Genomic DNA, 25,475 nt, shown 5'->3' on the forward strand with positions numbered 1-25,475 from the left:
AGCGCCCGACGGCGCAGCGCTCGCCGCTGCGGCGCAGCCCGGGCGGGCGGCCGGGGGCACGGCGGCCGGCCCTCGGCGACGACCGCGACGGCGGCCGGAGCCCTCGACGGACGACCTCGCGTACGTCATCCACACCTCCGGGTCCACCGGCCGCCCCAAGGGCGTCATGGTCACCCACCGGGGGGTCTGCAACTACGTGCGCTGGGCCGCCCAGGCCTACCGGCTGCGGCCCGGGGACACCGTCCCGCTGCACTCGTCGGTCGGTTTCGACCTGACCGTCACGAGCCTGCTGGTTCCGCTGGTCAGCGGCGCCACCGTGCTGATGCTCGGCGAACACCTCGGCCCGGAGGCGCTCGGTGAGGCGCTGCGCCACCAGCGGCCGGCCTTCGGCCTGGTCAAGATCACGCCAGCCCAGCTCGACCTGGTCAACCATCAGCTCAGCCCCGCCGAGATGGCCGACCGCACCCGGTGCTTCGTCATCGGCGGCGAGAATCTGCGCGCCGACCAGGTGGCCCCGTGGCGGGCGCACGCCCCCGGCACCGCGCTGGTCAACGAGTACGGGCCGACGGAGACCGTGGTCGGCTGCGCGGCGTACGAGGTCGAGTCGTCCACTCCCGTCGACGGGTCGGTCCCGATCGGCCGGCCGATCGCCAACACCGAGCTGTACGTACTGGACGCCTGGGGCAACCCGGTCCCGGTCGGCGTGACCGGGGAGCTGCACGTCGGCGGAGCGGGCGTGGCGCGCGGCTACCTGCACCAGCCCACGCTGACGGCGGCGCGGTTCGTCCCACACCCGTTCTCGTCCGTCCCCGGCGCACGTCTGTACCGCACCGGCGACCTCGTGCGGCTGCGCCCCGACGGGAACCTGGAATACCTGGGCCGCACCGACAGCCAGGTCAAGCTGCACGGCTACCGGGTGGAGTGCGGCGAGATCGAGGCCGCCGTCCGACGGTGCCGGCCGGACAGTGACGTGACCGTGCAGTTGCGTCGGGACGACCCCGACGACCCGCGCCTCGTCGCGTACGTCACCGGTGGAGCCGGTGGAGTCAGCAGCACCGGTGGGGTGGAGACCGACGCGGCGGCCCTGCGGACGGCGCTCGCCGCCGAACTGCCGTCCTACCTGGTGCCCGCCGCCGTCGTCTTCCTCGACGCGCTGCCGCTGACCCGCAACGGCAAGGTGGACGTCGCCGCGCTGCCCCCCGCCGGTCGGGAGGTGCCCCGGCAGCGCGCCGAGGCGGATCCGGATCACCCGACGCCACGACAGTCGGCGGCGGCCACCGTCGAGCCCGGGCCGGCCCACTGGGATACCGCTCGGATCGGGCTCGAACGGCTGGTCGTGGACGTGTGGCGGGACGTGCTCGGCGTCGCGCAGGTCGGGACGCGGGACAACTTCTTCGACCTCGGCGGGCACTCGATGCGCCTGCTGGCTGTCCTCAGGCGACTGCACGAGCGGCTCGGCGAGGTCGTCACGGTCACCGACCTGTTCCGCAATCCCACGGTCGAGTCCCTGGCGACGTTCCTGACCACGGCCACCACCGGCGCGCAGGCCCCGGCCGCCCCGGCCCGCCGCACCCGGCCCCGGACGGGCACCACGGGCGAGCCCGGCGGCCTGATCGCCGTCGTCGGCATGGCGTGTCGCTTCCCGGGCGCGCGGACCATCGACGAGTACTGGCACAACATCCGCACCGGCGTGGAGTCGGTGCGGGAGTTCAGCGTCGAGGAGATGCTGGCCGACGGGGCCGACCCGACCCGGCTCGGCGACCCCGCGTACGTCCGCTCCGGCACCTGGCTGCCCGGGATCGACGAGTTCGACGCGGCCTTCTTCGGCGTCACGCCCCGGGAGGCACAGACCCTCGACCCGCAGCACCGGATGCTGCTGGAGTGCGCCTGGCACGCGCTGGAGCACGCCGGCTACGACCCGTCCGGCCACGCTGGCCGGATCGGTCTGTTCGCCGGCTCGGGGCGCAGCACGTACCTGCTCGACAACCTGAGCAGCCACCCGGAGCTGGTGCACACCATCGGCGAACACCAGTTGTCGATCAACAACGACAAGGATTTCCTGCTCAGCCGGGTCGCCTACAAACTCGACCTGACCGGCCCCGCCGTCACCGTGGCGACGGCCTGCTCGACCTCCCTGGTAGCCGTGCACCTCGGCCGGCAGAGTCTGCTGACCGGCGAGTCCGACCTGGTCCTGGCCGGTGGGGTCAGCGTCTTCCCGGCGCAGCGACGCGGCTACCTCTACCACGACGGCGGGGTCTACTCCCCCGACGGACACTGCCGCCCGTTCAGCGCCGACGCGCGGGGCAGCATCGCTTCCAGCGGGGTCGGCATCGTCGCGCTGAAGCGGCTGGAGGACGCGGTGGCGGACAACGACACCGTCTACGCGGTGATCCGCGGTTCCGCGATCAACAACGACGGCGCGCGCCGCACCGGCTACACCGCGCCGGGGGTCGACGGCCAGGTCGCGGTGATCAGCAGCGCCCTCGCGTCGGCCGGTGTGCCGCCCCGCTCGGTCAGCTATGTGGAGGCGCACGGCACCGGCACCAGCCTCGGCGACCCCATCGAGGTGACCGCCCTGACCGAGGCGTTCCGGCAGGGCACCGACGAACAGGGCTTCTGCGCCCTCGGCTCGGCCAAGGCCAACATCGGGCACACCGACGCCGCCGCCGGTGTGGCCGGTCTGCTCAAGACCATCATGGCGTTGCACAGTCGTACGCTGCCGCCCACCATCAACGTGAGCCGACCCAACCCGGCGATCGACTTCGAGAGCAGCCCGTTCTACCTGAACGACACCGCCCGACCGTGGCCCGGCGACGACGGGCCGCGCCGGGCGGGGGTCAGCTCGTTCGGCATGGGCGGCACGAACGCGCACCTCGTGCTGGAGGAGCCGCCGACAACGGCCGCCGCGCCGCCGGCCCCGCCGGCCGGGCCGCACCTGCTGGTCGTGTCGGCGCGTACGGTCGAGTCGCTGGACCGGCAGACGCGTCAGCTCCGCGACTGGGTTGCCGCCCAGCCCGAGATCGACCTCGCCGACGTGGCGGCGAACCTGGGCCGGCGTCAGCCGATGACCCACCGCCGCTTTCTCGTCGCGGCGGACCACGCCGACGCGCTGGTCGCCCTCGACGCGCCGCAACGGCAGTTCAGCGGCGTTCATCCCGCTGGCCGTCGGACGCTGGTGTTCGCGTTCCCGGGGCACGGCGCGCAGCACGTGGCGATGGGCGCCGGCCTGTACCGCGCGGAGGCGACCTACCGGGCGGTGGTGGACGAGTGCGCCGAGTTGCTCCGCGACGACCTGGGCCTCGACCTGCGTACGCTGCTGTGCCCCGCCCCCGACGGCCACCCGGAGGCGGAGCGGCTGCTTGCGCGGCCCGCGCTGATCCAACCCGCCCTGTTCGTCACCGGGTACGCCCTGGCCCGGTCGCTGCTCGCCCGCGGGGTGACCCCGGACCTGATGGTGGGACACAGCCTCGGCGAGTACGTCGCGGCGTGCCTCGCCGGCGTCTTCTCCCTGCCCGACGCGCTGCGGCTGGTGAGCGCCCGCGGTGAGCTGGTCGAACGGACCCCGGCCGGTGCGATGCTCGCGGTGAGCCTGCCGGAGACGGCGATGGCCGCGCTGACGGTGGACGGTCTGTCGCTGGCCGCCGTCAACGCGCCCGAGCTGTGTGTGCTGTCCGGCGCACCGCAGGCGATCGAGGAGCTACGCCGGCGGCTGACCGCCGACGGGGTCGAGTGCCGGCCGCTTCATGTCACCCGGGGCTACCACTCGGCCCTGCTCGACCCGGTGCTCGACGAGTTCGCCGATCACGCACGCCGGGTGACCTACCACGAGCCGCAACGCCCGTACCTGTCCAACCTGACCGGCGGCCCGGTCACCCCCGGGCAGGTCACCGACCCCGCGTACTGGGTGCGGCACATGCGGGAGCCGGTCCGGTTCGCCGAGTCGGCCACGCTGCTCGCCGAGCAGGACGTCGTCCTCGCGGAGCTGGGCCCCGGGCACGCCCTCGGTGGCCTCGCCCGGTTGGCCGGGGTACGCCCCGGTCAGGTGGTGGCGGCGATGCGGCATCCGCGCAGCGACGCCGACGACCTCACCACGATGCTCGACGCGGTGGGCCGGATGTGGCTGGCCGGCGCGCAGCTCGACTGGCAGGCGTTCCACGGTGGCCCACGCCGCCGCCTGGCCCTGCCCGGCTATCCCTTCGAGCGACGCCGCCACTGGGTGGACGCGGTGTCGCGCCCCGAAACGGCGACGTCAGCGCAGGTCGCGCCGACCGTGTCGGAGGCACCCGGGCAGGACGAGGCCGGCAACCGCCCGCCCGTCAGCACGGCCTACGTCGCCCCGAGCACGCCCGGGCAGGAGATCGTGGCGGAGCTGTGGAGCGAGCTGCTCGGGATCTCACCGATCGGGGCGCTCGACAACCTCTTCGAGCTGGGCGGGCACTCGCTGCTGGCCACCCAGTTCGTCGTCCGGCTGCGGGCCCGACTCGGCGTCGCGCTGCCACTGGAGACAATCTTCGCGACTCCGACCGTCGCCGGGATCGCCGCCACGCTGCCGGAGACCAGCCCCGTACCCACCACCACCGTCGCCCCGCAGCCCAGCGCCGCGCCGAGTATCCCCCGCGCCGACCCCGACACCGGGCCCGCGCCGCTCTCCTCCGGGCAGCACCGGCTGTGGTTCCTGGACCAGGCGTACGAGCAGAGCGCCTACACCGTCGGCACGGCACTGCTGCTGGAGGGCATCCTCGACGTCGACGCGCTGCGCGGGGCCCTCGGGGAGCTGACCCGGCGGCACGAGTCGCTGCGGACCGTCTTCCCGCTCGGACCCGACGGCGACCCGGTGCAGCAGGTGCTGCCGCCCGGCCCGGTCGACCTGCCGATCGTGTCCGCCCCGACCGGCGCGGGCGACGCGGCCCCGGTCGCCCGCAGCATCGTGGAGCCGGCGGTCGCCGACGCGGTGCCGCCGTGGGCCCACGCCGCGCTGGCCGCCGACGTCGGACGCCCGTTCGACCTGGCCCGCGGGCCGCTGTTCCGGGCCGTGCTCCTGCGCCTCGCCGACGACCGGCACGTGCTGTCGATGACCATGCACCACGCGGTCTCCGACGGCTGGTCACTCGGCATCGTCGCCGGTGAGGTGGCCACCCTGTACGGCGCCGCCCTGGACGGTCGCGCCGCACCGCTGCCCGACCTGGCCGTCCAGTACGGCGACTACGCCCGGTGGCAACGCAGCCGGCTTGCGGACGCCGACAGCGACGACATGCGGTACTGGCGCGGCCAGCTCGACGGGGTGACGAGCGTCCTGGAGGTGCCCACCGACCGGCCCCGACCGCCCGTGCAGACGTTCCACGGCGCGGTGCACACCCGGGTCCTGTCCCCGCACGCCGCCGACGAGCTGCGCCGGTTCAGCCAGGCCCGGGGCGCCACCCTGGCCATGACGGTGCTGTCCGCCCTGAAGGCGCTGCTGTGGCGCTACACCGGTCAACGGGACATCTGCATCGGCACGCCGGTCGCCGGGCGGGTCCGCGCCGAGCTCGAACCGATGGTCGGCTTCTTCGTCAACATGCTGCCGTTGCGGACCACGCTCGACGGGCAGTGGACCTTCGAGGAGCTGCTCCAGCAGGTCCGGCGCACCGCCCTGGGCGCGTACGACCACCAGGAGGTGCCGTTCGAGCGACTGGTGGATCTCGTCGACGCGCCCCGCGACCTCAGCCGCAACCCGCTGTTCCAGGTGATGTTCAACCTGCTGAACCTGCCCGAGCGGCGCGACCTGGGCACGGCCGGGCTGCGGATGGTCCAGTTCGCCGTCGAGCCGGGCATCGCCCAGCAGGACCTCGCCCTGTACGCGTACGAGGTGACCGAGGGGCTGCGGTTCCGGTTGGAGTACAACACCGACCTGTTCGACACGGCCACCGCCGAGCGGATGATGGGGCACCTGGAGACGCTGCTCGCCACCGCCGTCGCCGACCCCGACGTCCGGTTGACGGATCTGGCCGTCCTCACCCCCGCCGAGCTGACCCGCGTCGGCGAGTGGAACGACACCGCCACCCCACCCGGGTGGGCCACACCCGGCCGCGACGGGGGCACGCCGACCCTGGTCGAGCTGATCGCACACCAGGTCGCCACGAACCCCGACCGGCCCGCCGTGACGTTCGGCGCGACCACGCTCACCTACGCCCAGCTCAACGCCCGGGCCAACCGGCTCGCGCACCGGCTCCGCCGGGCCGGCGTCGGCCCCGACGACACGGTCGCCGTCTGCCTGCACCGCTCCGAGGCGCTGCCGGTCACGCTGCTCGGTGTGCTCAAGGCCGGCGGCGCGTACGTCCCGGTGGACCCCGAGTATCCGATCGAGCGGCAGCGGTACGTGCTGACGCACAGCGGCGCGGGCGTCCTGGTCACCGAACCGGGCCTCGCCGACCGCTTCACCGGGTACGCCGGTGAGGTGTTGCGCAGCGACGCGAGTGCGGCCACCGGGCCGGAGACCGACCCCGAGCCGCTGGCCGGTCCGGACCATCTCGCGTACGTGATCTACACGTCCGGGTCGACGGGCCACCCCAAGGGGGTCCGGGTGACGCACGGCGCGGTCGTCAACACCCTGGCTGCCATGCGGGAGCGGCCCGGCCTGACCAGCGACGGCACGATGCTCGCGATGGCCAGCTTCGCCTTCGACATGTCCGTACCGGAGCTGTTCCTGCCCCTGGTCGTCGGCGCGCGGATGCTGCTGGTGGGCCGCGACGTCGGCTACGACGCGCCGCGACTGGCCGCGCTGCTCGCCGCGGAGGGGGTCACCCTGGCCCAGGGCACCCCGGCGACCTGGCGGCTGCTGATCGAGTCCGGCTGGGCCGGGCTGCCCGGCCTGACGGCGGTGTGCGGCGGCGAGGCGGTGTCCGCGCCGCTGGCCCGGCAGCTCGCCGAGCGGGTCGACGCGTTGTGGAACCTGTACGGCCCGACCGAGGCCGCCGTGTGGTCCACCATGGAACGCCTCGAACCCGACGTGACGCGCCTCAGCATCGGTCGCCCGATCGGCAACGTGCGCGCCTACGTGCTCGACCCGCAACTCCGACCGGCCCCGGTGGGTGTGCTGGGCGAGCTGTACCTCGGCGGCGCGGGGCTGGCGCGTGACTACCACGGCGACCCCGACCTCACGGCGCAACGGTTCGTGTCGGACCCGTTCTCCGCCGGCCGGCTGTACCGCACCGGCGACCTCGGCCGGTGGCTGGCCGACGGCCGCATCGAGTTCGCCGGCCGCAGCGACTCACAGGTCAAGGTGCGCGGGTTCCGCATCGAGCTGGGCGAGATCGAGTCGGTGCTGCGCCGCCACCCGGAGGTCCGCGACACCGCGGTGGTGGTCCGCGAGGACGACGGCGAGAAGAGCGTCGTGGCCTACCTGACGCTGACCACCGCGACGGCGACCGACGGGGACGGACCGGACGGCGGTACGGCGGCGCAACCCGTACCCGACTTCGACGCGGACCCCACGCCCTGGCGGGCGTTCGCGCGCACCTACCTGCCCGACTACATGGTCCCGTCCGCGTTCGTGGTGCTCGACCGGATGCCACTGAGCGCCAACCGCAAGGTCGACCGGGCCGCCCTGCCGGCACCGGTACGCGGCGGGGCCGGCGTCGGCGCGGCACCGCCCGACACCCCGCTGCGGGCGGCACTGGCCCGGCGGTGGGCGGCGGTGCTCGGTTACGACACCGTCGGCATCGACGACGACTTCTTCGACCTCGGCGGCGACTCCTTCAAGGCCATCAAGGCGTTGGCCGGCAACGACCCGGCGATCAGCGTCCTCGATCTGTTCCGCCACCCGACGATCCGCTCGTTGACCGAGCACCTGGACGCGACGGGAGGGTCCGCCGGCCGGCTGCTGCACGAGCTGACGCCGGCGCGACCGGCGACGCCGACGCGACTGACGCTGGTGTGCGTACCGTTCGCCGCCGGTAGCGCGATCACCTTCCAGCCGCTGGCGGACGCCCTCCCGCCCGGCGTGCGGCTGTACGCCCTGGAGCGCCCCGGGCACGACGTGAACCGCCCGGACGATCCCCTGCTGGGCATGGACGAGCTGGTGGACGGCTGTGTGGCCGAGGTCGTCGCGGGGATCAGCGGTCCGGTGGCGGTGTACGGGCACTGCATGGGCGGCGCCGAGGCGGTGGAGCTGGGCCGTCGGCTGGAGGCCGCCGGCGTGGAGCTGACCGGCGTGGTCATCGGCGCCCACTTCCCCGCCCCTCGGCTGCCCGGCCGGGTGTTCCGCTGGCTCCGGCAGTGGTTCCCGACGGAGCGGTGGACGTCGAAGCGGCGGACCCTGGAGTCACTGCGGGCGATGGGCTTCTTCACCGAGGTCTTCGACGAGCGGGAGAAGGACTTCGTGATGCGCGTGGTCCTGGCCGACGCCGCGATGGGCGAGGACTACTACACCGACGTCTACGACAGCGGCCTGTCCCGGAAACTGTCGGCCCCGATCGTCTGCGTGGTCGGTGGCGGCGACCGGGCCACCGAGCTGTACCAGGAGCGCTACCTGGAGTGGGAGTTCTTCTCCGACCGGGTTTCCCTGGAGGTCATCGAGGGCGCCGGCCACTACTTCGCCAAACACCAACCCGCCGAGGTGGCGCGCATCATCCTGGCGACCTGCGATCCGTCCACCGCGACGCCGGTCCGGTCGTCGACCGACGCGGCGACCCTCCAGGGCGACGCCGGGCCCCCGCCGGCCGACGCCGTCGTGGCCGCGCCGGCACCCAGGAGGCCGGCGACCCCGCCCGGCGTACGCCGTCCGATGCCCAGCCTCACCGTGTTCTACCTGATCGCCCTGGGGCAGCTCGTCTCGCTGATCGGCAGCGGACTGACCGGGTTCGGCATGGGCCTGTGGGTGTACCAGCAGACCGGGTCCGTCTCGTTGTTCGCCACGGCCACCGTCCTGGCGCTGCTTCCCGCCGTGGTGCTGTCCCCCGTCGCGGGGGCGCTGGCCGACCGGTGGGACCGGCGGCACATCATGATCGTCGCGGACTGCGTGGCCGCCACCGGCACGGTGAGCCTCGCCCTGCTGCTGTGGCTCGGCCAGCTCCAGCTCTGGCACGTCTTCACCGCCATCACCGTCACCGCCGTGGCGACCGCCTTCCAGCTACCGGCCTACCTGGCGGCCGTCACGCAACTCGTGCCGAAGCGGTACTACGGGCGCGCCAACGGCATCGTCTCCCTCGGCACCGCGACGAGCACGGTGCTGGCGCCGCTGCTCGGCGGTGCGCTGGTCATCGCGGTCGGGCTGCGCGGCGTCGTGATCATCGACCTGCTCACCTTCGCCGTCGCGGTCACCGTCACCCTGTCGGTCCGGTTCCCGAACACCCTGTTCGTCCGGCGCGAGGAGACCTTCCGGCGGGCGGTCCTGGGCGGTTGGCGGTTCATCGTCCGCCGGCACGGCCTGGTGGCCCTGGTCGTGCTGACCGCGTCGCTCAACTACTTCTTCGCCATGGTCGAGGTCCTGGTCACCCCGCTGACCCTGTCCTTCGGTGACCCGGCGGTCCTCGGCCGGGTGCTCGCCGCCAGTGGCGTCGGCATGGTCGTCGGCTCGGTCCTGATGGGAGTGTGGGGCGGCACGGCCCGGCGGACCACCGGAATCCTGGCCAGCGTCGTGCTCCTCGGCGCGTCGCTGGTCACCGTCGGCCTGCACCCGAGCCCCCTGTTCCCGGCACTCGGCCTGTTCGGCATGGGCCTGGCCACAGCCCTGGTGAACACGCACTGGCTGGCCATCGTGCAGGCCAAGGTGGGGCTGGAGCTACAGGGTCGGGTGCTCTCGATGGGGCAGATGCTGTCCTGGCTGATGGTGCCGGCCGGCTTCCTCACCGCCGGTCCGCTCGCCGAGCACGTGTTCGCCCCGATGGTGTCGCCCGACGGCCTGCTGTCCACTGTCGTCGGCAGCGGCCCGGGCCGGGGCATGGCCCTCGCGGCGATCGTCGCCGGCCTCTGCTCGCTCGCCCTGGCCGCCGTCGGCATCGCCTACCGGCCGATCCGCCACGTCGAGGACGAGCTGCCCGACAACGACCCCGGCACGGTCATCGTCGCCGACAAGGACCGCCTCCAGGCCGAGGCCGACCGCCGGCTCGCGGCACACCGCGCCGCGGGCACACAGCAGGCCGAACCGGTCCCGGTGGGCGGACGCGGTGGTCGTCGATGAGTGCCCCCGCCCGCCCCGCCGGCCCGACCCGCCGGACCGTCGACCGGCGCGCCACCGGCGTGCCAGCCGACGTCGACTGTCTGCACCGGATGGTGGCCGCGCAGGCCGCCCGGACCCCGGAGGCGGAGGCGGTACGGCACGCCGACGGCACGTGGTCGTACCGGGACGTGGACGAGGCGGCGAACCGGTTGGCCCGGGTCCTTCTCGCGCGCGGGGTGAGCCGGGAGGACCGTGTCGGCGTCTGCCTGCCCCGGACACCCGAGCTGGCGGTCGCCCTGCTCGCCGTCCTCAAGGCCGGCGCCTGTTACGTTCCGCTGGACCCGGCCTACCCGCCGGCCCGGGTGGCCTTCATGGCCGCCGACTCCGGGGCGCGGCTGGTGCTGACCCACGCCGACCTCGCCGACCGGTTCCCCGACCTGGCCGTCCCGATCGACCGACTGGACCTGCCCGGGGACGGCACCGACCCGGCGGTGCCGACGACCCCGGCGGACCTGGCGTACGTCATCTACACCTCCGGCTCCACCGGGAGGCCCAAGGGCGTGGCCATCGAGCACCGCTCGGCCTCGGTGCTCATGCACTGGGTCCGGCAGACCTTCGGCGACGCCGAGCTGGGCGGCCTGCTCGCCGCCACCTCCGTCTGCTTCGACCTGTCGGTCTTCGAGATCTTCGGCCCGCTGTGCTGGGGCGGCCGGGCGCTGCTGGTGGACGACGTGCTGGCCCTCGCCGCCCCCGGAGCGGAACGGCTGCCCGTCACCCTGGTCAACACCGTTCCCTCCGCGATGGGGGAACTGCTCACCGCCGGCGCCCTGCCGGAGAGTGTGCGAACGGTCTGCCTCGCCGGTGAGCCGCTCACCGCCGCGCTGGCAGCTCGGGTGTGGGCGCGCCCGCACGTGCGCCGGCTCTGCAACCTCTACGGCCCGTCGGAGGACACCACCTACTCGACCTGGGCCGAGGTGCCGCCGGACAGCGGCGACCCGCCGATCGGCCGGCCCCTGCCGCAGACCCGGGCCTACGTCCTCGACCCCGAGGGGCGGCCGGTCCCGCCGGGCGACCCGGGCGAGCTCCACCTGGCCGGGGCGGGCCTGGCCCGGGGTTACCTCGACCGGCCGGCGGAGACGCGGGCCCGGTTCCTGCCCGACCCGTTCCGCCCCGGCGAGCGGATGTACCGCACCGGCGACCGGGTCCGGCTGCGCCCGGACGGGCAACTGGCCTACCTGGGCCGGCTCGACGACCAGGTGAAGCTGCGGGGCTACCGGATCGAGCTGGGTGAGGTCTCCGCCCGCCTCGCGGCCCTGCCCGGCGTACGCGAGGCGACCGCCGCCGTGCGGCAAGGACCGAGCGGGGACCCGTTGCTGGTCGGCTACCTGGTGGGCGAGCGGCGCGACGACGTCCGGTCCCGGCTGGCCGGGGTGCTGCCCGCGCCGCTGGTCCCCGCGACAGTGGTCTGGCTGGACCGGCTGCCGACCCTGCCCAACGGCAAGGTGGACCGCTCGGCGCTGCCCTCCCCCACCCTCGGCGGCGACGCCGGGGCCCACTCCGGGGCGTTCGAGGGCATGGTCGCCGTGGTGGCGGCGGTGTGGCGCGAGGTGCTCGGCGTGCCGGTGACCGCCGACGACGACTTCCTCGCTCTCGGCGGCGACTCCCTGCTCGCCGTCCGCTGCGCCACCCGACTGGCTGCCGCGACCGGGCGGCCGGTCCACGCGGGCGACCTCTTCGCGCACCCCACCGTCGGCGCGCTGGCGGCCCACCTCGACGGGCTGGCCGCCGACCCGACGCCGGTCGGGGCCCCGGTCGGCGCGACACCGGCCGGCCCGTCGCCGCTGTCGTCCGCGCAGACCCGGCTGTGGTTCCTGCACCGGCTCGACCCGACGGACACCTCGTACCTGCTGGCCTTCGCGGTGCGGTTCGACGCGCCGGTCGACCCCGACCGGCTGGCCCGGGCGCTGGGCCGGGTGGTCGAGAGGCATCCGGCCCTGCGCACCGTGTTCCCGTCCGGGCCGGACGGGCCGGTGCAGCACGTCCGCCCCACCGCCGGGCCGCCGCCGCTGGTCGCGCCGCCCGAACCGGGCACCCCGCTCGACGAGCGGCTCACCCGGCTCACCGCCGAGGCCACCCGGGCCCCCATGGACCTGGCCACCGGGCCGCTGCTGCGCGCCCACCTGGTGCCGGACACCACCGGCCGTGCGGCGGCGCTGCTGCTGGTCGTGCACCACATCGTCTGCGACGACTGGTCGTTCGGCCTGATCGTGCGAGAGCTGGCCCAGGCGTACGACAGCGAGGACGGCGGCGCGGCAACGGCCCCGGAGCCGCCGGTGGCCGGCCCGGCGGCGTTCGCCCTGGCCCAGCGGGACTGGTTGGCCGGGCCGGCGGGGCAGCGGGCGCTGGCCGACCAGCTCGACGAGCTGCGCGGCGCACCCGACCTGCTCGACCTGCCCGCCGGCACGACAGGCCGCCTCGACCCGCGTGCGGCGCAGGCCGGGTCGGACCGGCCCCCGTCCGGCACGGCACTGCGGACCACAGTGGACCCGGCCACCGCCGACGCGGTACGTGAGCTGGCCCGGGCCGAACGGGTCAGCCTGCACATGGTCGGGCTGGCCGCCTTCGCGACCCTGCTGGGCGCGGCCACCGGCCGGCACGACCTGCTGGTCGGGGTGGCCTTCGCCGGCCGGACCAGCGTCGCCGCCGAACGAAGCGTCGGCTGCCACGTCAACACCGTGCCGCTGCGGCTGCGCCCAGCGCCCGAACGCCGTTTCGCCGACCTGCTGGCCGAGGCCCGGCGGGTGACCCTGTTCGCCGCGGCCCACCAGGACGTGCCCTTCGACCTGCTGGTGGAACGGCTGCGGCCCACCCGCCGCCCGCACCGCACACCCCTGGTGCAGGTCGCCTTCGGTGTGCAGAACGCCCCACCGGCCCGGCACCGCACCACGGCCGGCGTCGAGTTCACCGGCGTGGAACTGACCCCGGACACCGCCCGGCTCGACCTGACCCTCTGGCTCGACGAGCGGCGGGACGGGCTGGCGGCGCTGTGGACGTACCGCACCGACCTGTTCGACCACGACGGGGTGGTCGCGTGGCACCGCCGGTTCACGGCGTTGCTGCGGACCGCCGCCGCCGACCCCCGACGCAGTCTGGCCGACTGCGTCGACACCCTGGGAGCGAGAGATGACTGAGCAGACCCGGGTCGCGCGGAGCATTCCCCGTCGCGGCCGTGAACGGAACCTGGTGGACGTCCGCCCCGACTGGCCCGGCGGCCCGCTGCCGGCGCTGGTCCAGGCGAACACACCCGACGTGGATCTGGCCGGCTGGCTGGCCGGACGCCGCGACGAGATCGACGACCTGGCCCGCCGGCACGGGGCAGTGCTGTTCCGTGGCTTCGCCGTGGCCGGCGCCGACGACTTCCGCACCGTGATGGCCGCGCTCTCCGACGAGGTCCTCAGCTACGGCGAACGGTCCTCGCCGCGCAGCCAGGTCACCGAGGGGGTGTACACCTCCACCGAACACCCCGCCGACCAGCCGATCGTGCTGCACAACGAGCAGTCGTACACGGTGAACTGGCCCCTGCGGATCGTGTTCCACTGCGAGGTGGCGCCGGGCGCGGGTGGGCGTACCCCCCTCGCGGACAGCCGCCGGGTGCTCGCCCGGCTCCGCCCGGAGACCGTCGCCGAGTTCGAACGGCGCGGGGTGCTCTACCGGCGCAACTATCTGCCCGGCATCAGCCTGACCTGGCAGACCGCGTTCCAGACCGAACGACGCGAGGACGTCGAGGCGTACTGCGCCGGCGCGCTGATCGACGTGGAGTGGGTCGGCGAACGGCAGCTGCGTACCCGACAGGTTCGCCCGGCGGTGCGCCGCCACCCGGTCACCGGCGAGCGGACCTGGTTCAACCACGCGCTGTTCTTCCACGTGACCTCCCTGCCCGACGACGTCAGCGCGGGGCTGCGGGCCGCCCTGGGCGAGGAGGACCTGCCCTACCAGACCGCGTACGGCGACGGCACGCCGATCTCCGACGAGGTGCTGGCCGAGCTGCGGGCCGCGTACGCGGCCGAGACCCGCTCCTTCGACTGGCAGCGCGGCGACGTGCTGCTGGTGGAGAACATGCTGGCCGCGCACGCCCGGGATCCGTTCACCCCGCCCCGGCGGATCCTCACCGCCATGTCCGATCCGACCGCCGCGCCCGAGCTGTCCGAGGCGAGCCACGCGATGCCGGCGTCGACCGGGGACCGGGCATGAGCGGGCCGGCGCGTCGACGCGGTACCGGCACGGTCAGCTCGCCGGTGTCCCGGCGGGTGCTCGTGGACGATCGGTTCGTGCTGCTCGTCGAGGCTGCCGTGCCCGACCTCGACCTGGCCGGCTGGCTCACCGGCCGGCGCGAGGAGCTGCTCCGGGACCTGGACCAGTACGGGGCGGTGTTCTTCCGTAACTTCGAGGTGCGCACCCCCGACGACTTCAGCCAGGCCGCCCGGGCGGTCAGCCCGGACCTGCTCGGCTATCTGGAGCGGGCCGCGCCCCGGCACGAGGTCGCCGACCGGGTCTTCACCTCCACCGAGTTCAACGCCGAGCAGTGGATCCCGCTGCACCACGAGATGTCGTACTCGCACAACTGGCCCAGCTATCTCTACTTCTGGTGCGCGCAGCCGGCCACCGGCAGCGGCGGGGCCACCCCGCTGGCCAGCGAGCGGGTCATCACCCCGCTGATCCCCGCCGACGTGCGGGACCTCTTCCTCCGTTCCGGGGTCTACTACGTGCGCAACTACGGCCCGCACCTGGACCTGCCCTGGCAGGAGGCGTTCCAGACCACCGACCGGGCCGAGGTGGAGGCGTACTGCCACGCGTCGGCGACGGAGTTCAGCTGGCTCGGCGCCGACGGCCTGCGAACGAGGGCCCGACGGCAGGCGGTCGCCACGCACCCGCGTACCGGGGAGACGGTGTGGTTCAACCACGCCCACCTGTTCCACGTGTCCAACATGCCGGCGGAGGTGTCCGGCGCGCTCCTGCGGGAGTACGGCCCGGACGGGTTGCCCCGCAACGCGTATCTCGGTGACGGGCGGCCGATCCCCGACGAGGTGGTCGCCGGGCTGCGCGAGCTGTATCGGGAACACGCGGTGTCGGTTCCCTGGCAGCGCGGCGACGTGCTGGTGGTGGACAACTTCCTGGCGACCCACGGTCGCGAACCCTTCAGCGGCGACCGGCAGATCCTGGTCGCCATGTCCGACCTCTACGTCAACCGGAGCGTTCTGTGAACGGTTACCGTCTGTCCCCCGTCCAGCGGCTCGCCTGGTCCGCCAAGCAGGATCTGGTCCGGGCGCGGGTGCGGTTGGACCGCCCGCTGGACCGGGCCCGGTTGCAGGCCGCCCTGGACGTGGTGGTGGCCCGGCACGAGGCGCTGCGCCTGACCCTGGTGCACCACCCGGGTCTGCGGGTGCCGATGCAGGACGTCGACGACGACCGCAGCGTCACCGTCGGTGCGCAGGGCGAGCTGTCGGTGACCCTCACCGACGAGGCGCTGGAGTTGACCGCCACCCCGCTGGTCGCCGATCCGGCCAGCCTGCGTCTGGTCCTCACCGACCTGGCTCGGGCGTACGCCGGCGAGGCGTTGCCGCACGACCCGGAGGCGTTGCAGTTCCTCGACGTCGCCGAGTGGCAGCTCGAGGAGCGCGAGCAGGCACCGGCCACCGCCACGCCGGCCGCGCCGGCCGCCCGGCTGGTCACCCCGCACGGGGACGACCCGACCGCCGCGGTGTCCGCGACCGTTTCCGCCGCCGAGCTGACCGACGTGGCGCGGGCCGCCGGCGTCGAGCCGGAGACCGTGCTGCTGGCCGCGTGGGCGCTCGCGGTGTCCCGCCGCGCCGAGGCACCGGAGGGCGCCGACGAGGTGGACCTGGTGCTGGCCCGGTGGAGCGACGGCCGCCATGCCGCCGGCACGGCCGAGGTGGTGGGCCCGTTGGGCGGTTACGGCCCGCTCCGGTTGGCCCTGCCGCTGCCCACCGCGCCCGCCGACCTGCTGGCCCTCGTCCGCGCCGCACAGACCACCGCCGACGACACGTTCCACCTGGTCGACCCGGTGGACGAACAGTCGGGGGCGGTCGCGGGTTTCGCGGTGCCCCCGGCCGCCGCCCCGGCCGCGGTGGCCGGACTCGGTGGCGGCACCGTGGAGGTCACCACCCCACCCGCGGCGGCCGGTCCGCAGCTGACCGTGCTGGCCGACGGTGACCGGGTGACCCTGGACGTGGTCGGCGGCCAGTGGCTGCTCGACGCGCTGCTGACGATCCTGCGGACCCTGCCCGCCGCGCTCTGCGGCGTCGTCGCGCCGTCGGTGCTCGGTGACGCCGAGGGCCGCTGGCTGACCGACGCGGCGGGGAAACCGTCGCAGGCGTCGGCGCGTACCCTCGTGGACCTTTTCGACGCGGGCCTGGCGGGGATGGATGAGCGGGCCGTTGCGGTGGCCGACGCGGACGGCGCGTACACCGTCGGTGAGCTGCGGGAACGGGCCGCGCGGGTGGCCGGGGCCCTGGCCGCGCGCGGCCTGTCCGGCACCCCGGTCGGCGTGCTGGCCGACCGGTCCCGCGACACCGTCGTGGCGTTCCTCGGCGTGCTGCGCGCGGGTGCGGTCTTCGTGCCGCTGGACCCGGAGTCGCCGACGCGGCGGCTCGCCGCGCAGGTCCGCGCGGTCGGCGCGGAGGTCGTCGTGGGCGACGGCGGTGCGGCGACCGTGACGGTCGCCGACCTCGTCGCGGCCGGCGAGCGCCTGCCCGCCGCGGTGCCGACCCCGACCGACCCGGCGTACGTGATCTTCACGTCCGGCTCCACCGGCGCGCCCCGGCCGGTGCAGGTGTCGCACGGCGCCGCCGCGCACCTGGCCGACGCCCTGGAGCAGGCCGTGTACGCGGACAGCCGCCCCGGTCTGCGGGTGGCGGTGAACGCCCCGCTCACCTTCGACGCCAGCGTGAAGCAGCTCGTGCAGCTCGGCCACGGCCGCAGCCTGTACCTGGTGCCCGAGCAGGTCCGCCGGGACGGGGCCGCGCTGGCCGCCACGCTGGCCGAGCACGACGTCGACGTGCTCGACCTGACCCCCTCACAACTGCGCATCCTGCTGGCCGGGGCGGGCGACATCCGGCTGTCCGGCCTGCTGCTGCTCGGCGGGGAGGCGATCGCACCCGACCTGTGGGAGACGGTCGCGGCGCTGCCCGACGTCCGGGCGATCAACCTGTACGGCCCGACGGAGTGCACTGTGGACACCAGCGCGGCGCAGGTGCGCGCCGGCGAGGCCCCGACCATCGGCCGGCCCCTGCCCGGCGTGACGGTGTGGGTGCTCGACGAGCAGCTGCGGCCGCTGCCACCGGGCGTGGCCGGGGAACTCTGCGTCGGCGGCCCGCAGCTCGCCGACGGTTACCGGGGCGACCCGGAGGCCACCGCGCGGCGGTTCGTGACGGTGGCGCTGCCGTCCGGGCACACCGAGCGGGTGTACCGCACCGGTGACCGGGTCCGTTTCGACGCCGACCGGCGGCTGCGCTACCTGGGCCGGCTCGACGACCAGGTGAAGATCCACGGGTTCCGGGTGGAGCCGGGCGAGGTCGCGGCCACCCTGCGGGAGCACCCGGAGGTGGCCGACGCCGCCGTGGTGGCCCGCGACGACGACGGGCACGGCGACCGGCTCGTCGCCTACGTCCGCCCGGGCACCGCACCGGCCGCAGTGGACGTCGACCGGGTCGCCGGGGTCAACCCCCACGAGACCCGCTACCTGTACGACGAGATCTTCGTCCAGCAGGTCTACCTGCGCGACGGCATCGTGCTGCGGCCCGGGGCCACCGTCCTGGACGTCGGCGCGAACATCGGCATGTTCTCGCTGTTCGTGAGTGCCGTCTGCCCGGACGCCACGATCCACGCGTTCGAGCCGGTGCCGTCGGTGGCCGACCTGCTGCGCCGCAACGTCGCCGAGTTCGGCGTGCCGGCCACCGTGCACGCGGTCGGGTTGTCCCGGGCGGCCGGGGAGATGTCCTTCACCTACTACCCGGGCTACTCGATGATGTCCGGTCACGCCGCGTACGCCGACCCGGACGCCGAGGTGGCGGTGATCAAACGGTTCCTCGCCAACGAACGCGACGCCGGCGCCGACCGGGAGGTGCTGCTCGGCCGGGTGGACGAACTGCTGGCGGAACGCTTCGCCGGCCGGGAACTCACCGTGCCGGTCCGGCCGCTGTCGGCGGTCCTCGACGAGCTGGCCCCGGAACGGGTCGACCTGCTGAAGATCGACGTACAGCGGGCCGAGGCGGACGTGCTCGCCGGGCTGGAGGACCGGCACTGGCCGCTGGTCGCGCAGGTCGCCATGGAGGTGCACGACGCGCCCGGCACCGACACCGAGGGTCGACTGGCGGAGCTGGTCGCCACCTTCGAGGCGCGCGGCTTCGACGTGGTGACCCGGCAGGACGACCTGCTGACCGGCACCGACCGGCACACCCTGCACGCCGTGCGCCCCGAGTACGCCGCCGATCCGCGCCCGGCCGTGGTCGTTCCGGCCGGGCCGACGGCCGGGCCCCTCGGCGAGCGGCTCACCGGCTGGCTGGCCGACCGGCTCCCGGCCCACCTGGTCCCGTCCGCGGTGGTGCTCCTCGACGAGCTGCCACTGACCCGCAACGGCAAGCTGGACCGGGCGGCGCTACCCGCGCCCCGCCTCGACCGGCCGCAGGGCGGCACGGTGGTGGCACCGGCCGACCAGGCCGAGGAGATCCTGGTCGAGGCGTGGCGCGAGGTGCTCGGGGTGGCGGCCGTCGGCGTGACGGACAGCTTCTTCGCGCTCGGCGGCGACTCCATCCGCAGCATCCAGATGCAGGTCGCCGCGAACAAGCGGGGGCTGTCCTTCCGGCTCAGCGACATCTTCACGTACCAGACGATCCGGGAGTTGGTCACGCACGGCGAGATCACCGTCGACTCCGCGGGTGCCGGCGCGGCGTCGGTCCCGGCGGCCGGGCGCTTCACGCTGGTGACCGCCGTCGACCGGGAGCTGCTGCCCACCGGGCTGGCCGACGCGTACCCGATGACGACCCTTCAGCAGGGCATGGTCTACCACTGTGAGCTGACCGGCGACCCGGCGATGTACCACAACGTCACCGCGCACCGGATCGCCGCGCCGTTGGACGCGCCCGCGCTGCGGCGCGCGCTGGCCGGTCTGGTGGCCGCCCATCCGGTGCTGCGGACCGGGTTCGCGCTGGGCGCGTACTCCGAGCCGTTGCAGCTCGTGCACGCCGACGTGCCGGTCGAGGTGCCGGTGACCGATCTGACCGGTGTCGACGCACAGACCCGCCGGGCCCGGATCGACGATCTCGTGGCGGCCGAACGGGTCCGTCCCTTCGACCTGGCCCGCCCGCCGCTGCTGCAGCTGCACGCCGTCCGGGAGGACGCCGAAGAGTTCACCCTGATCATCGCCGAGTACCACGCCATCCTCGACGGCTGGAGTCTGCACCTGCTCCGCACCGACCTGCTGGCCGCGTACGACCGGGAGCGGGCCGGCGCCTCTCATCCGGCCCGCCCCGGCCTGCCGTTCCGGGAGTACGTTGCCGCCGAGCGACGGGCCCGGGCCGATGAGGCCAGCCGCCGGTTCTGGCTGGACGGTCCGGGCGCGGTGCCGCCCCTGCTGCTCGGCGGGGCGGCCCCCCGGACCACCACCACCCAGCAGGTGCCGCTGAGAGCCGGCAGCACCGACGCGGTCACCGAGGCGGCCCGGGCCGCCGGTGTGCCCGTCAAGTCCTGGCTGCTCGCCATCCACCTGCGAATGCTCGGCGAACTCACCGGTCGCGACGACGTGGTCAGCGGACTGGTGGTCGGTGGGCGGCCGGAGGGCGAGGGCAGCGACGCCACCCTCGGGTTGTTCCTCAACACCCTGCCGGTCAGCGTGCGGCTGGGCACCCGTTCGCTGACCGAGCTGGCGGCCGAGGTGTGGCGGGACGAACGGGACATGATGGGACACCACCGCTTCCCGCTGGCGGAGATCATCCGGGCCGGAGGGGGCGGGCCCCGGTTCGACCACTTCTTCAACTGGACGCACTTCGCGAACGACCCGACCGGTGGCGGACCCCGCATCGTGGACAGTCGGGGCATCACCGTGGACGTGGCGTTCAGCCTCGCCGTCGACGCCGAACTGGACGCGGACACCGGCCGCCTCGCCCTCACCGTCCAGTACGACCACCGCACCGTCGCCGGGGACCGGGTCGACACGTTCGCCGACGGCTTCCGACGCCTGCTTGCGGTCGACCCGAACGCGCCGCTGCCCGCCGTTGCCAGCGGAGGGCAGGCGGCCGGCGACGCGTGGGCCACGCGGGTGGCGGCGGCCTGGCAGGAGGTGCTCGGGGTCGCGCCGCACGACCCGGCGACCGGCTGGTCGGCCGCAGGCGGTGACTCACTGCGCGCGCTGCGCCTGGTCACCATGCTGCGGCAGCGTCACGGCAGCGACCTCACGCTGCCCGAGTTCGTGACGTTGGGCAGTTACGGCGCGCTGGTGGACCGGGTGGCCCGCTCATGACCGGTCTCAGCACCTCCGCCGTGCACGGCGACGACGGACTGGTCCCGGGCGGGGCCGTGGCGCCGCCGATCGTGCAGAGCGTCACCTTCAGCGCCGACTCCGACGAACAGTTCACCGCGATCGCCACCGAGACGCGGGGCAGCGCCTTCTACACCCGCTACGGCAACCCGAACCACGCCCAGGTGGCCGCCGTCGTCGCCGAGCTGGAAGGCGCGCAGACGGGGCTGGTCACGGCCTCCGGGATGGGGGCGATCAGCACCATCGCGTTGGCCCTGCTCTGCGCCGGCGACCACGTGGTGGTGCAGCGCAGCACCTACGGCGGCACCACCTCGCTGGTCACCGGCCTGCTGTCCCGGTTCGGGGTGTCGTACACCCAGGTCGACCAGACCGACACCGAGGCGTTCGCACGGGCGATCCGGGAGAAGACCCGCCTCGTGCTGGTGGAGACGCCGAGCAATCCACTGCTGGAGCTGACCGACCTGAGCGCCGTCGCGGAGCTGGCCCACGCGGCCGGCGCGCTGGTGGTGGTCGACAACACCTTCGCCACGCCGGTCAACCAGCGTCCGATGGCCCTCGGTGCGGACCTGGTCTGGCACAGCGGCACCAAGTTCCTCGGCGGCCACTCCGACGTGTCGGCGGGGGTGGTCGTCGGCTCCGCCGAGCTGGTCGAGCGGGTGTGGCAGACGGCCATCGTCACCGGCGCCACCCTCGGCCCGGTGGACGCGTGGCTGCTGCTGCGCGGCATCCGGACGCTGCCACTGCGGGTGGAGCGGCACAACGCCAACGCCCTGGCCCTGGCCCGCGCGTTGGAGGAACATCCGGCGGTGGCCCGGGTCCGTTACCCAGGGCTGCCGTCGCACCCGCAGCACGCGCTGGCGCAGCGACAGATGACCGGCTTCGGCGGGGTGCTCAGCGTCGACCTGAGGGCCGGCCGGGCCGGGGCCGCCGCACTGCTGGACGGGCTGCGGCTGGCCAAACGCGCGGCCAGCCTCGGCAGCGTCAGCACGCTGGTGGTGCACCCCCGGTCGATGTGGGCGGGCATCGTGGACGCCGAGCAGTTGGCCGCGACCGGCATCGGGGACGGCCTGGTGCGGGTCTCCACCGGCATCGAGGACACCGCCGACCTGGTGGACGACTTCCTCGCGGCGGCGGACAAGGCGACCGGATGACGGTCGGAGCCGTCAGCGTCGCTCGGGCGGGGCGCCGATGGCCAGGACAGCGGTGTCGTCGGTGAGCCCGTCGCCGAAGGTGCCGAGCAGATCGGTGACGGCCGTGACGGCGGTGGCGGCGGTCGTGGGTGCGAGAGAGCGGGCGAACCGGGCGAGGGCCGCCGCTCCGTAACGGCCGTCGGCGGTCCCACTCCCGGTGGTACGAGCCTCGGTGAGCCCGTCGCTGTAGAGCAGCAGCGTGTCGCCGGGGTTCGCCACGATGGTGGTGTTGGTGTACCGGGTGTTCGGGAAGGCCCCCACGATGCGGCCCCTGGTGGGGTGGTAGTCAACCGAGCCGTCGGCCCGCAGCAGCAGTGGTTCCGGGTGCCCGCCGCTGGCGATGACCGCGGTGAAACCGCCGACGGCCGAGGTGGGTGTGAGGATGCCGAACACGACGGTGCAGTAGCGCGCATCCTCGCGGTATTCCTGCCACAGCACGGTGTTGAGGTTGTACAGCGCGGCAGCGGGGTCGGGGTGGTAGACGGTTGCGGCGCGCAACGTGTAGCGGGCCAGGGCCGTGACGGCGGCCGCCTCGACGCCCTTGCCGCTGACGTCGCCGAGGAAGAACCCCCACCGGCCGTCGACCAGGGGGAACAGGTCGTAGAAGTCACCGCCGACCTGGTCGGTGGAGGCCGCCCGGTAGTACGCGGCGCTCTCCAACCCGGGTGGGGTTTGCAGCACGGCGGGGAGGAGACTGCGCTGCAGTTTGCTGACGAGATGCCGTAGCCGTTCGTCCTCGCGCTCCGCGGCCTTGCGGGCGTTGAGGAGCTCTCGTTCGTAGGCGCGGCGCATCTTGGCGTCGAAGATGGCCGTCCGGATGAGTTGGGGTTGACCCTCGCTGCCGGCCTTGACGATCGACGTGACGAGGACCGGCATCCGGGAGCCGTCCCTGGCACGGAGTTCGAGGGAGACGCCGCCGATCTCGCCCTGCATGGCCAGCATCGGCGCGAAGTGGGTCTCGTGGTAGATCCGGCCTCCGCCGGTGAGCAGATCGCTGAAGCGGCGCCGGCCGACGAGTTCCTCGCGGCGGTAGCCGAGCCAGGCCAGCAGAGTGCCGTTGATCTTCGCGATGGTGCCGTCCAGCAGGGTGGACAGGTGCCCGCAGGGCGCGTTCTCGTACAGGTCTTCGAGGTCGTCTTCGAGCAGGGCAGGGAACCCGACCTCACCCGGCTGGGCACTCCCGTCGTCGCCTCGACCCTGGCCGTCCGGGTCACGCCCCGCGGTGGCGGTCATCGGTAGGCGGCCCTGACGAACGACGTGATCGCGGCGGCCGTCGCCTCCGGCGCGCTCAGCTGCGGGCAGTGCCCGGTCGCATCCAGGGTGACGAGCCGACTTCCGGGGATCTGGGCGTGCACGAACGCGCCGACCTCGGGCGGCGCGATGGCGTCCTGGGCGCACTGCAGGATCAGGGTGGGAACGCTCACCGCGGCGAGATCCGCACGGTTGTCGGACAGGAACGTCGCCCGGGCGAACACCTGCGCCATCGCGGGATCCGTCCGGCAGAAGCTCTCCGTCAGCTCTTCACCCAGCTCCGGCCGCTCGGGATTGCCCATGATCAGAGGTGCCATGCTCGACGACCAGCCGAGGTAGTTGCTCTCCAGCGAATCGAGCAGGTCGTCGATGTCGTCGCGAGTGAAACCGCCTCGGTAGTCTCCGTCGTCGATGTAGCACGGTGACGGGGTGACCAGGACGAGCGCGGAGAAGCGGTCCGGCTCGCGGTTGGCGGCGAGGACCCCGATGCTCGAACTGACCGAATGCCCGACGAAGATCGGCTGCTGGAGGTCGAGATCCTGGCAGATGCCCAGCACATCGTCGGCGTAGCCGTCCAGGGAGGCGTACCGGTCGGCGTCCCAGGCCGCCGGGTCGGCCTTGCCCGATCCGACGTGATCGAACAGCACCAGCCGGGCCCACTGTCCGATTTCGGTGACCACGTGACGCCACATGTGCTGATCACAACCGAAGCCGTGGGCGAGCACCACGGTAGGGCCGTCCTCACGGCCGGCCAGCACCACGTTGTTGCGGTTCCGAACGCGCATTCGCCTATCTTCCATCACCGCCATCTGTGGACCAAGCGGGCTCACCTGCGCGAATGCCGTCGCCCGAACGACCCCGAGCGCCCGGTCGTCGGCACTCCCCTGGATCGACGGGCGCCCGCTGCCTGGTGGCGTTGGCCCAGGCCCCACCCTCGGCCGGACCTCGTACCGCATTCGGACGTTTCCCCCGTGGGCGTGGGGTTACCTCCTGAACGAGACGCGCACGACAGTCGAGCATCGAGGGGAACGTCATGGCCCGACCCAGGATCGTCATCGTCGGCGCGGGATTCGCCGGCTTCCACGCTGCCCGCCGCCTGGCCCGCGTCTCGCGCGGCGCCGCCGACGTGGTGCTGGTCAACCCGACCGACTACTTCCTGTACCTGCCACTGCTGCCGGAGGTCTCCGGCGGGGTGCTCGACCCGCGCCGGGTCACCGTGCCGCTGGCCGACACCCTGCCCGGCGTGCAGGTGATCCTCGGTGAGGTCGACGGCATCGACGTCGACGGCAGGACCCTCTCCTACGTGGACCCCGAAGGGCGCTCCAGCCGCCTGTCGTACCACCGGCTCGTCCTGGCCGCCGGCAGCGTCAACAAACTGCTGCCGATTCCCGGGGTCGCCGACCACGCACACGGCTTCCGCGGAATCCCGGAGGCGGTGTACCTGCGGGAGCGCCTGATCCAGCAGATCGAGCTGGCCGACGCCACCGACGACCCGGCCGAACGGGAGGCGCGCTGCACGTTCGTCGTGGTCGGCGCGGGCTACACCGGCACCGAGGTCGCCGCCCAGGGGCAACTGTTCACCGACGAGATCGTCCGCCACCATCCACGGCTCGACGGGATCCGCCCACGCTGGTTGCTGCTGGACACCGCCGACCGGGTCCTGCCCGGCCTCGCCGACCGGATGTCGCGGGTGGCCGAGCGGGTGCTGCGCGAGCGCGGGATCGAGGTCTGCCTGGGCACCTCCGTCGCCGAGGCCGCCGCCGACGGAGTCCACCTCTCCGACGGCCGGTTCGTGCCGTCCCGGACGCTGGTGTGGTGCGTCGGCGTACGCCCCGACCCGCTCGTCGAGGCCACCGGACTGCCGACGACCCGCGGCCGGGTCACCGTCGACGAGTACCTGACCGTCCCCGGCCACCCGGAGATCCTGGCCTGCGGCGACGCCGCCGCCGTGCCCGACCCGGCCCGACCCGGTGAGATCACCCCGATGACCGCCCAGCACGCCGTACGGCAGGGCCGGCTGGCCGCCGACAACATCGCCGCGTCCTACGGGGTCGGCCGGCGCCGCCCGTACCGGCACCGCGACCTGGGCTTCGTCGTGGACCTGGGCGGGTGGCAGGCGACCGCCAACCCCCTGCACGTACCCCTGTCCGGGCTTCCAGCGCGGGTCGTGGCCCGTGGCTACCACCTGCTGTCCCTACCCGCCAACCGCGCCCGCACCGCCGCCGACTGGCTGTTCGCGGCGGTCGGCTCCCGGCCGAGCGTGCAACTCGGGCTCGTCCCCGACGCCGCCGTGCCGCTGGACACCGCCGCCCCGGAGCTAGTCCGCCGCTGACCTCCCGAAGCCGCC

9 protein-coding genes are annotated in these 25,475 nt (G+C 74.0%); 7 read left to right on the forward strand and 2 right to left on the reverse strand.

Annotated elements, in window-relative coordinates; translation table 11 throughout:
- From LADH09A_RS14515 to LADH09A_RS14540, 6 genes are all read left to right on the forward strand, one after another.
- Window positions 1-10,156 (forward strand): non-ribosomal peptide synthetase/type I polyketide synthase (locus LADH09A_RS14515; protein ID WP_274529525.1); only part of this gene is annotated, 10,156 nt, incomplete at its 5' end.
- The gene (locus LADH09A_RS14520) at window positions 10,153-13,326 is read left to right on the forward strand and encodes a non-ribosomal peptide synthetase (protein WP_238645625.1); all 3,174 of its coding nucleotides are present in this window, start codon (window positions 10,153-10,155) and stop codon (window positions 13,324-13,326) included. The genes LADH09A_RS14515 and LADH09A_RS14520, both read left to right, overlap by 4 nt.
- Window positions 13,319-14,386 (forward strand): TauD/TfdA family dioxygenase, encoded by a 1,068-nt coding sequence (locus LADH09A_RS14525; protein ID WP_238645628.1) that lies wholly within the window; start codon window positions 13,319-13,321, stop codon window positions 14,384-14,386. The genes LADH09A_RS14520 and LADH09A_RS14525 overlap by 8 nt, the downstream gene beginning before the upstream one ends.
- Window positions 14,383-15,396: a TauD/TfdA family dioxygenase gene (locus tag LADH09A_RS14530; RefSeq protein WP_238645629.1), complete on the forward strand. Its 1,014-nt coding sequence runs from the start codon at window positions 14,383-14,385 to the stop codon at window positions 15,394-15,396. Before LADH09A_RS14525 ends, LADH09A_RS14530 begins: the two co-directional genes overlap by 4 nt.
- On the forward strand, window positions 15,393-20,669 hold the full coding sequence (locus tag LADH09A_RS14535) for a non-ribosomal peptide synthetase (protein WP_238645630.1): 5,277 nt from the start codon (window positions 15,393-15,395) through the stop codon (window positions 20,667-20,669). Before LADH09A_RS14530 ends, LADH09A_RS14535 begins: the two co-directional genes overlap by 4 nt.
- Entirely contained in the window at window positions 20,666-21,838 is a 1,173-nt protein-coding gene (locus tag LADH09A_RS14540; protein WP_238645631.1) for a trans-sulfuration enzyme family protein, read from the forward strand. The genes LADH09A_RS14535 and LADH09A_RS14540 overlap by 4 nt, the downstream gene beginning before the upstream one ends.
- Window positions 21,839-21,850: 12 nt before the next feature.
- Here LADH09A_RS14540 and LADH09A_RS14545 read toward each other — a convergent pair whose 3' ends face one another.
- Window positions 21,851-23,110, reverse strand: coding sequence for a PP2C family protein-serine/threonine phosphatase (locus LADH09A_RS14545; RefSeq protein WP_238645632.1), 1,260 nt, complete (start codon window positions 23,108-23,110; stop codon window positions 21,851-21,853).
- Window positions 23,107-23,937 (reverse strand): alpha/beta fold hydrolase, encoded by an 831-nt coding sequence (locus tag LADH09A_RS14550; protein ID WP_308194563.1) that lies wholly within the window; start codon window positions 23,935-23,937, stop codon window positions 23,107-23,109. The genes LADH09A_RS14545 and LADH09A_RS14550 overlap by 4 nt, the downstream gene beginning before the upstream one ends.
- A gap of 224 nt (window positions 23,938-24,161) precedes the next feature.
- Between LADH09A_RS14550 and LADH09A_RS14555 the strand changes: the two genes are divergently transcribed.
- Complete coding sequence (locus LADH09A_RS14555; RefSeq protein WP_238645633.1) at window positions 24,162-25,460, forward strand: NAD(P)/FAD-dependent oxidoreductase; 1,299 nt, start codon at window positions 24,162-24,164, stop codon at window positions 25,458-25,460.
- Window positions 25,461-25,475: the final 15 nt, after the last annotated feature.

Source organism: Micromonospora cabrerizensis (assembly GCF_022230955.1).
GTDB classification, from domain to species: Bacteria; Actinomycetota; Actinomycetes; order Mycobacteriales; family Micromonosporaceae; genus Micromonospora; species Micromonospora cabrerizensis.

Excerpts from the sequence above, each read along its gene's own strand:
- LADH09A_RS14520 (WP_238645625.1), top strand. The coding sequence starts at position 10,153 with ATGAGTGCCCCCGCCCGCCCCGCCGGCCCGACCCGCCGGACCGTCGAC.
- LADH09A_RS14525 (WP_238645628.1), top strand. The coding sequence starts at position 13,319 with ATGACTGAGCAGACCCGGGTCGCGCGGAGCATTCCCCGTCGCGGCCGT.
- LADH09A_RS14530 (WP_238645629.1), top strand. The coding sequence starts at position 14,383 with ATGAGCGGGCCGGCGCGTCGACGCGGTACCGGCACGGTCAGCTCGCCG.
- LADH09A_RS14540 (WP_238645631.1), top strand. The coding sequence starts at position 20,666 with ATGACCGGTCTCAGCACCTCCGCCGTGCACGGCGACGACGGACTGGTC.
- LADH09A_RS14545 (WP_238645632.1), bottom strand. The coding sequence starts at position 23,110 with ATGACCGCCACCGCGGGGCGTGACCCGGACGGCCAGGGTCGAGGCGAC.
- LADH09A_RS14550 (WP_308194563.1), bottom strand. The coding sequence starts at position 23,937 with ATGGCGGTGATGGAAGATAGGCGAATGCGCGTTCGGAACCGCAACAAC.
- LADH09A_RS14555 (WP_238645633.1), top strand. The coding sequence starts at position 24,162 with ATGGCCCGACCCAGGATCGTCATCGTCGGCGCGGGATTCGCCGGCTTC.